The sequence below is a fragment of the Vibrio sp. V03_P4A6T147 genome, assembly GCF_002241085.1.
In the GTDB taxonomy this organism is placed as follows: Bacteria; Pseudomonadota; Gammaproteobacteria; order Enterobacterales; family Vibrionaceae; genus Vibrio; species Vibrio anguillarum.
In genome coordinates, this window is the sequence record NZ_NDIO01000230.1 from 20,459 (window position 1) to 28,445 (window position 7,987).

A 7,987-nucleotide genomic window follows, 5' to 3' on the forward strand; every position below is an offset into this window, starting at 1 on the left:
TAAAGTCTAATTGTAGAAAATCGCACTCTGACTGACAGTTACCCACATACAGATTTTCCTTTCAGCGCAATTTGATCGCCAATCAACAGGGAAATTGTTCAAATTCACAAGGAGAAAAGCAATGAGTGAAGCCCACGTTTATCCGGTAAAAGAGAACATCAAAGCCAAAACACATGCGGATAATGACACTTACCTAGCGATGTACCAACAATCAGTGACCGACCCAGAAGGCTTCTGGAGTGAACACGGCAAGATTGTGGATTGGATTAAGCCTTTCACTCAAGTGAAACAAACCTCGTTTGATACTGGCCATGTAGATATTCGCTGGTTTGAAGATGGCACATTAAACGTCTCCGCCAACTGCATCGATCGCCACCTTGCCACTCGTGGTGATGAAGTGGCGATTATCTGGGAAGGTGACGATCCGGCTGACGATAAAACCCTCACCTTTAAAGAACTCCATCAACAAGTGTGTCGCTTTTCTAATGTGTTAAAAGATCAAGGAGTTCGCAAAGGAGATGTGGTCTGTCTTTACATGCCAATGGTGCCAGAAGCAGCCGTTGCGATGCTCGCTTGTACTCGAATAGGCGCAGTGCATACTGTGGTGTTTGGTGGCTTTTCACCGGAAGCCCTTTCCGGTCGTATCATTGATTCCGATTCCAAAATAGTCATCACCGCCGACGAAGGTGTACGTGGCGGTCGCGCTGTGCCCTTGAAGAAAAACGTCGATGAAGCCTTGACCCACCCTGAAGTGAAAAACATCAGCAAAGTGATCGTCTTTAAACGCACTGGTGGCCAAATTGACTGGCACGAACATCGTGATGTGTGGTGGCATGAAGCAACCGCAAAAGCTTCCGACCACTGCCCAGCCGAAGCCATGAAAGCGGAAGATCCCCTCTTCATTCTCTATACCTCTGGTTCAACGGGTAAACCCAAAGGTGTGCTGCACACAACCGGTGGCTACCTTGTTTACGCGGCGATGACCTTCAAATATGTGTTTGACTATCAGCCGGGCGAAGTGTTTTGGTGTACCGCCGATGTGGGCTGGATCACTGGCCACACCTACTTGGTTTACGGTCCTTTGGCCAATGGCGCAAAAACCGTTCTGTTTGAAGGGGTTCCCAACTACCCAGACACCAACCGCATGAGTCAAGTGGTGGATAAACACCAAGTCAACATTCTTTACACTGCGCCGACCGCTATTCGCGCCTTGATGGCGAAAGGCAATGAAGCCGTCAAAGAGACGTCACGCACCAGTTTGCGCATTATGGGTTCGGTGGGAGAACCGATTAACCCAGAAGCGTGGGAGTGGTACTACAAAACCATCGGTAACGAAAAATCACCGATTGTCGATACATGGTGGCAAACCGAAACGGGTGGCATTTTAATTACGCCACTGCCGGGCGCGACGGCACTTAAACCGGGTTCGGCCACACGGCCATTCTTTGGCGTGCAACCAGCCTTGGTCGATAACATGGGCAACATCATTGAAGGGGCTGCCGAAGGTAACTTGGTTATTTTAGATTCATGGCCGGGCCAAATGCGCACCGTTTATGGCGATCATGACCGTTTTGAACAAACCTATTTTTCAACCTTCAAAGGCATGTATTTCACCAGTGATGGCGCACGCCGCGATGAGGATGGCTACTACTGGATAACGGGCCGCGTGGATGACGTGTTAAACGTTTCTGGCCACCGCATGGGCACCGCGGAAATTGAATCAGCTTTGGTTGCTTTTGATAAAATTGCAGAAGCGGCAATTGTCGGCGTGCCACACGATATTAAAGGCCAAGCCATTTATGCTTACATCACCTTAAATGATGGCGTCTACCCCAGTGCCGAGTTGCACAAAGAGGTCAAAGATTGGGTACGAAAAGAGATTGGCCCAATTGCAACGCCCGATGTACTACACTGGACCGATTCACTGCCCAAAACCCGTTCTGGCAAAATCATGCGTCGTATTTTGCGTAAAATCGCCACCGGCGACACCAGCAATTTGGGCGATACCTCAACACTGGCCGATCCTAGCGTAGTGGATAAATTGATCGCCGAAAAAGCAGAATTGTCTTAACGCTAACGATTCTACCTGCCGCGAGGCATTGAGATGATTAAGCCGTCACACTTGTGGCGGCTTAATCATCTCAGTTCTTCTCATTCTGTTAACTCGGTTGCAGAATTAAATGAGTAAACTATCTGATAAGACCAGTAAATTGCTGCCATTTGCGCTGAATTAGCTATAATCTTGGGCAATTTCTTAAATTCAGGGAATTTTTGACGAAAAATTCACTCTGACCTAAGAATAATATGGGAATATTAATATTCGTTTCACGATATAGGGAGATGTCGACACAATGACTGCTAAATCTCGCATTCTGGTCTTAAATGGGCCAAATCTTAACCTGTTAGGGCTACGTGAACCTGCACATTATGGTTCTGACACCTTAGCGCACATTGTCGAGACATTACGCGAACAAGCGCAAAAAGCAGATATTGAGTTAGAACATCTTCAATCGAACCGCGAATATGAGCTGATCGAAGCCATCCATGCCGCTTACGGCAAGGTCGACTTCATCATCATTAATCCCGCCGCATTGACGCACACCAGTGTGGCACTGCGCGATGCGTTATTGGGTGTCGCCATCCCATTTATTGAAGTGCATCTATCCAACGTTCACGCACGTGAACCTTTTCGCCACCACTCCTATCTGTCGGATAAGGCGCAAGGGGTGATTTGCGGGTTAGGTGCACAAGGTTATGAATTTGCTCTTGCAGCTGCCATAAAAGCGCTACAGGCAAAATAACCCACAGACGATCAACGATAAACAAACACTCTACGGCCCAACCTTAAGGGCTGACGTATTCACAAGATAAAGAGAAAGAAAAGATGGATATTCGTAAAATCAAGAAGCTTATCGAACTGGTAGAAGAATCTGGCATTTCTGAACTAGAAATCTCTGAAGGTGAAGAATCGGTACGCATCAGTCGTAACACTGCGCCAGTACAGATGGCTCAGATGCATTACGCTGCACCAGCGCCAGCACAACAAGCCGCGCCAGTCGCTGCCCCTGCGCCAACGGCTGAAGCCGCCGCGCCTGTAGCGCCAAAAGGTCACCAAGTGCTTTCGCCAATGGTCGGTACTTTCTACCGCTCACCAAGTCCAGATTCAAAAGCGTTCATCGAAGTCGGTCAAAGTGTTTCAGTCGGTGACACACTATGCATCGTTGAAGCGATGAAAATGATGAACCAAATCGAAGCCGATAAAGCAGGTATCGTTACGGCAATCCTACTTGAAGACGGCCAGACCGTTGAATTCGACCAACCGCTTGTTGTTATCGAATAATCGAGGTTTGCTTTATGTTAGATAAATTAGTCATCGCGAATCGAGGTGAAATTGCACTTCGTATTCTGCGCGCATGTAAAGAGCTTGGCATCAAAACTGTTGCCGTGCACTCCACTGCCGATCGTGATTTAAAACACGTACTGCTGGCCGACGAAACCATCTGTATTGGCCCAGCACGTGGTATTGACAGCTACTTAAACATTCCACGCATTATTTCTGCAGCAGAAGTAACTGGCGCAGTAGCAATTCACCCCGGTTACGGTTTTCTTTCTGAAAACGCCGACTTTGCTGAACAAGTCGAGCGTTCAGGCTTCATTTTTGTTGGCCCGAAAGCCGATACCATTCGCATGATGGGTGACAAAGTGTCAGCCATCAGCGCAATGAAAAAAGCGGGCGTTCCTTGTGTGCCGGGTTCTGACGGCCCACTGGATGGCGATGAAGTCAAAAACAAAGCTCATGCGAAACGCATTGGCTACCCTGTGATCATCAAAGCTTCTGGCGGCGGCGGCGGTCGTGGTATGCGCGTGGTTCGTAGCGAAAATGAACTAACCCAAGCGATCGCAATGACACGTGCCGAAGCCAAAGCGGCGTTCAACAATGACATGGTTTACATGGAAAAATTCCTAGAAAACCCACGTCACGTTGAAGTACAAATTATTGCGGATGGTCAAGGTGGCGCGATTCACCTTGGTGAACGTGACTGCTCAATGCAGCGTCGTCACCAAAAAGTGGTTGAAGAAGCTCCAGCACCAGGTATTACCGAAGAGATGCGTAAATACATCGGTGAACGTTGTACACGCGCTTGTCTCGAAATTGGCTATCGTGGTGCCGGTACGTTTGAGTTCCTATACGAAAACGGCGAGTTCTACTTCATTGAGATGAACACGCGTATTCAAGTTGAGCACCCAGTCACTGAAATGGTTACTGGCGTTGACCTCATCAAAGAACAGCTTCGCGTCGCCGCAGGTCAACCACTGTCGTTTACCCAAGATGACATCAAGATCCGTGGCCATGCAATTGAATGCCGTATCAACGCGGAAGATCCGGTTCGTTTCCTCCCTTCACCGGGCAAAATTGAACGTTTTCACGCGCCGGGCGGTATGGGCGTTCGTTGGGAATCGCACATTTATGCTGGCTACACAGTGCCGCCACATTACGATTCAATGATCGGCAAGCTCATCACTTACGGTGAAAACCGTGACGTGGCGATTGCGCGCATGAAAAATGCGTTAAACGAAATGATCGTCGATGGCATTAAAACCAATATCACCTTGCAGCAATCAATCATGCAAGATGAGAACTTCCAACACGGTGGAGCGAACATCCACTACCTTGAGAAGAAATTGGGTTTACAGCACTAATTTTCGCGTCGCGAGAGACCAAATGCTCACTTCGGTGAGCATTTTTGTTTTCGGCAGCCGAGTCAGTTTCTGCTAAACTCTGCGCCAACTGACGACATAACAGAGCAACTGACATGCCTTGGATTCAAATTAAACTGAACGCAACTAACGCCAATGCCGAGCCAATTGGCGACATGCTGATGGAAGAGACGGGCGCAGTATCCGTCACTTTTCTTGATGCTCACGACACCCCTGTTTTTGAACCGCTTCCGGGCGAAACTCGCCTTTGGGGCGATACCGACGTGCTGGCGCTGTATGATGCCGAAGCCGATAGCGCATGGATCATAGACCAAATTCGCTCAAGCAAACTGCTGAGTGATGACTTTGCCTACAAAGTTGAACAGCTCGAAGATAAAGACTGGGAACGTGAATGGATGGACAACTTCCACCCGATGAAATTTGGTCAACGTTTGTGGATTTGCCCAAGCTGGCGTGAAATCCCAGAGCCTGACGCTGTCAACGTAATGCTCGACCCGGGCCTTGCATTCGGTACAGGTACTCACCCGACGACCGCATTATGTTTAGAGTGGCTCGAAGGGCTCGATCTGACAGGTAAAACCGTCATCGATTTTGGTTGTGGTTCAGGCATCTTAGCCATTGCGGCGATCAAATTGGGCGCAGCCAAAGTCGTCGGTATTGATATCGACCCACAAGCACTGCTTGCTTCTAACGACAACGCAGGGCGCAATGGCGTAGCTGACCAACTTGAAGTGTATTTGCCACAAGACCAACCTGAAGGCTTAATCGCTGACGTGGTTGTGGCCAACATTTTGGCCGGCCCACTGCGTGACCTGAATGGTGTGATCAAAGGGTTACTTAAACCCAATGGCCAACTTGCGATGTCCGGTGTTTTGGACACTCAAGCCGAAGAAGTTGCCAACCATTATCGTGACGAGCTTCACATTGACCCGATAATTGAGCTCAATGAGTGGTGCCGCATCTCGGGTCGCAAGCAAGGCTAGATAAGACTTTGCGTGCTAATAGACTGTATTTTATACGATTTACTAAAACAAATTGTAAATGCTCAAATATTAGTCTTTTCACGCAGTAAAAAAATGCGTAAAATGCGCGCCCTTGCTGGTACAGAACTGTGATGACGTTTTGAAAATCGGAAACTATCAACTTAAGAACAATCTTATCGTTGCCCCTATGGCAGGAGTGACTGACAGACCATTTCGAGAGTTGTGTCTTCGCTATGGAGCAGGCATGGCCGTCAGTGAAATGATGTCCTCTAATCCTGCTCTATGGAATACGTCAAAGTCGATGCAACGTATGGTACATGAGGGCGAATCGGGCATTCGCTCGGTACAAATTGCGGGAGCCGACCCACAGCTTATGGCCGATGCAGCCCAATTTAGTGTTGAGAACGGTGCTCAGATCATCGACATCAACATGGGTTGCCCAGCAAAAAAGGTGAATAAAAAGCTGGCGGGTTCAGCCTTACTCCAATTTCCGGAGACGATTGAACAGATCTTGAAAGCGGTGGTGAACGCCGTTGATGTCCCAGTGACATTAAAGACCCGTACTGGCTGGGATACAGACAACAAAAACTGTGTCTACATCGCTAAATTAGCCGAAGACTGCGGCATACAAGCTTTAGCCCTGCATGGCAGAACCAAAGCGTGTATGTACAAAGGCGAGGCCGAATACGACAGCATTAAAGCGGTGAAAAGCGCCATCTCTATTCCGGTTATTGCTAACGGTGATATCGATAGCCCAGAGAAGGCGAAATACGTGCTGGATTACACCGGCGCTGACGCTTTAATGATTGGACGCCCTGCCCAAGGTCGCCCGTGGATTTTCCAAGAAATCCAACACTATTTGGAAAACGGCACCACGATGTCTGAACTTCCGGCTGCGGAAGTGAAAGATATTATGCTTGGTCATGTACAGGCTCTCCACAGTTTCTATGGTGAGTATTTAGGCCCTCGCATCGCTCGTAAGCATGTGGGTTGGTATCTGAAAGAACATGAACAAGCGAGTGAGTTTCGCCGTACCTTCAACGCTATTGACGCAGCACCGCTGCAAATTGACGCGCTCGAAGGTTATTTTGATAACGTTGCATCATAATTAAGAGAAGAGCTAGACCGCATATGTTCGAACAAAACCTGACTTCAGAAGCTTTCACAGTAACAACCGTAACTTCACAAGATCAAATCACGCAAAAGCCACTACGTGATTCAGTTAAAGCATCTCTTAAAAACTACCTTGCGCAGTTAAACGGCCAAGAAGTGACAGAACTATACGAGTTAGTTCTTGCTGAAGTTGAACAGCCACTACTCGACACCATCATGCAGTACACTCGCGGTAACCAAACTCGCGCAGCAACCATGATGGGCATCAACCGCGGCACTCTTCGTAAGAAGCTAAAAAAATACGGCATGAACTAATCTAGCTACTGCACAAATCTAGCAACTAGATACCATCGCTTTTAAAACCGAGCCTCTGCGCTCGGTTTTTTCATTTTCACCCAACGGATAACTAAAATATCAACGGGCTGCTTTACTTTGCATTAATGCAATAAAGAGATCTGATTGTTTGAGCGGGCTCTCTCTTCTTCTGTTGTCGCATTTACGCGACCGCAACAAACTGGTTACATTGTGCATGTGATGGAAATTTACCGACCGATCCCCAAATCACTTGTCGTGAACAGTGCATACAATGAGTAAGGCTTTATCCCCCAAAAATGGAGTGACTAAGATGAGCTCGGCGACGCAACAATCTAAACACCAAGTCAAATGGGCCTATAATGATAAAACCACTCGGAAGATTGACAAGGAGTGACGTCAATGAGCTTACTGAACTTGCGCCAGACCAAAATTAGAACGCGTTTATACCTGCTGACCACGGTCACCACACTGCTACTGTTGATCCCATTTGTCTCCATGCTCAATAGTTATCAACACGATTTAATGCAATCAAAACAGACAAAAACTCGCCACATCGTCGAAACAGGATACGGCGTATTAAGTTACTTCCACCAATTACAAATCGATGGCACTTTGTCCGAGCAACAAGCACAGACTCAAGCCAAACAAGCCATCGCGAAACTGCGCTACGAGGCTGATGATTATTTTTGGATCAACGACCTTCAGCCAAGTATGATCATGCACCCAATGAAGCCCCAATTGGACGGTAAAGATCTCTCCAATGCCGCCGACCCGACCGGAAAAAAACTGTTTGTAGAATTTACTAAAGTCGCTAAACAGCAGGGTGAAGGCTTTGTCGACTATATGTGGCCCAAACC

8 protein-coding genes are annotated in these 7,987 nt (G+C 47.8%); all 8 read left to right on the plus strand.

Annotation, left to right across the window (positions count from 1 at the left end; all coding sequences use genetic code 11):
• Positions 1 to 121: 121 nt before the first annotated feature.
• Positions 122 to 2,071, plus strand: a complete 1,950-nt coding sequence (acs, locus tag B9J84_RS09160; protein WP_026027881.1) for an acetate--CoA ligase — start codon at positions 122 to 124, stop codon at positions 2,069 to 2,071.
• 280 nt (positions 2,072 to 2,351) lie between these two features.
• Entirely contained in the window at positions 2,352 to 2,801 is a 450-nt protein-coding gene (aroQ, locus tag B9J84_RS09165; RefSeq protein ID WP_013855811.1) for a type II 3-dehydroquinate dehydratase, read from the plus strand.
• A gap of 83 nt (positions 2,802 to 2,884) precedes the next feature.
• Positions 2,885 to 3,340, plus strand: a complete 456-nt coding sequence (accB, locus tag B9J84_RS09170) for an acetyl-CoA carboxylase biotin carboxyl carrier protein (RefSeq protein WP_013855810.1) — start codon at positions 2,885 to 2,887, stop codon at positions 3,338 to 3,340.
• Positions 3,341 to 3,354: 14 nt separating this feature from the next.
• Positions 3,355 to 4,701: an acetyl-CoA carboxylase biotin carboxylase subunit gene (gene accC / locus B9J84_RS09175; protein ID WP_013855809.1), complete on the plus strand. Its 1,347-nt coding sequence runs from the start codon at positions 3,355 to 3,357 to the stop codon at positions 4,699 to 4,701.
• 113 nt (positions 4,702 to 4,814) lie between these two features.
• Entirely contained in the window at positions 4,815 to 5,702 is an 888-nt protein-coding gene (gene prmA, locus B9J84_RS09180; RefSeq protein ID WP_013855808.1) for a 50S ribosomal protein L11 methyltransferase, read from the plus strand.
• Between the two features lie 139 nt (positions 5,703 to 5,841).
• Positions 5,842 to 6,810, plus strand: a complete 969-nt coding sequence (dusB, locus tag B9J84_RS09185; RefSeq protein ID WP_038171221.1) for a tRNA dihydrouridine synthase DusB — start codon at positions 5,842 to 5,844, stop codon at positions 6,808 to 6,810.
• A 23-nt stretch (positions 6,811 to 6,833) separates the two neighbouring features.
• Complete coding sequence (gene fis / locus B9J84_RS09190) at positions 6,834 to 7,130, plus strand: DNA-binding transcriptional regulator Fis (protein ID WP_010320338.1); 297 nt, start codon at positions 6,834 to 6,836, stop codon at positions 7,128 to 7,130.
• Between the two features lie 399 nt (positions 7,131 to 7,529).
• Positions 7,530 to 7,987 (plus strand): cache domain-containing protein (locus tag B9J84_RS09195; protein ID WP_179217546.1); only part of this gene is annotated, 458 nt, incomplete at its 3' end.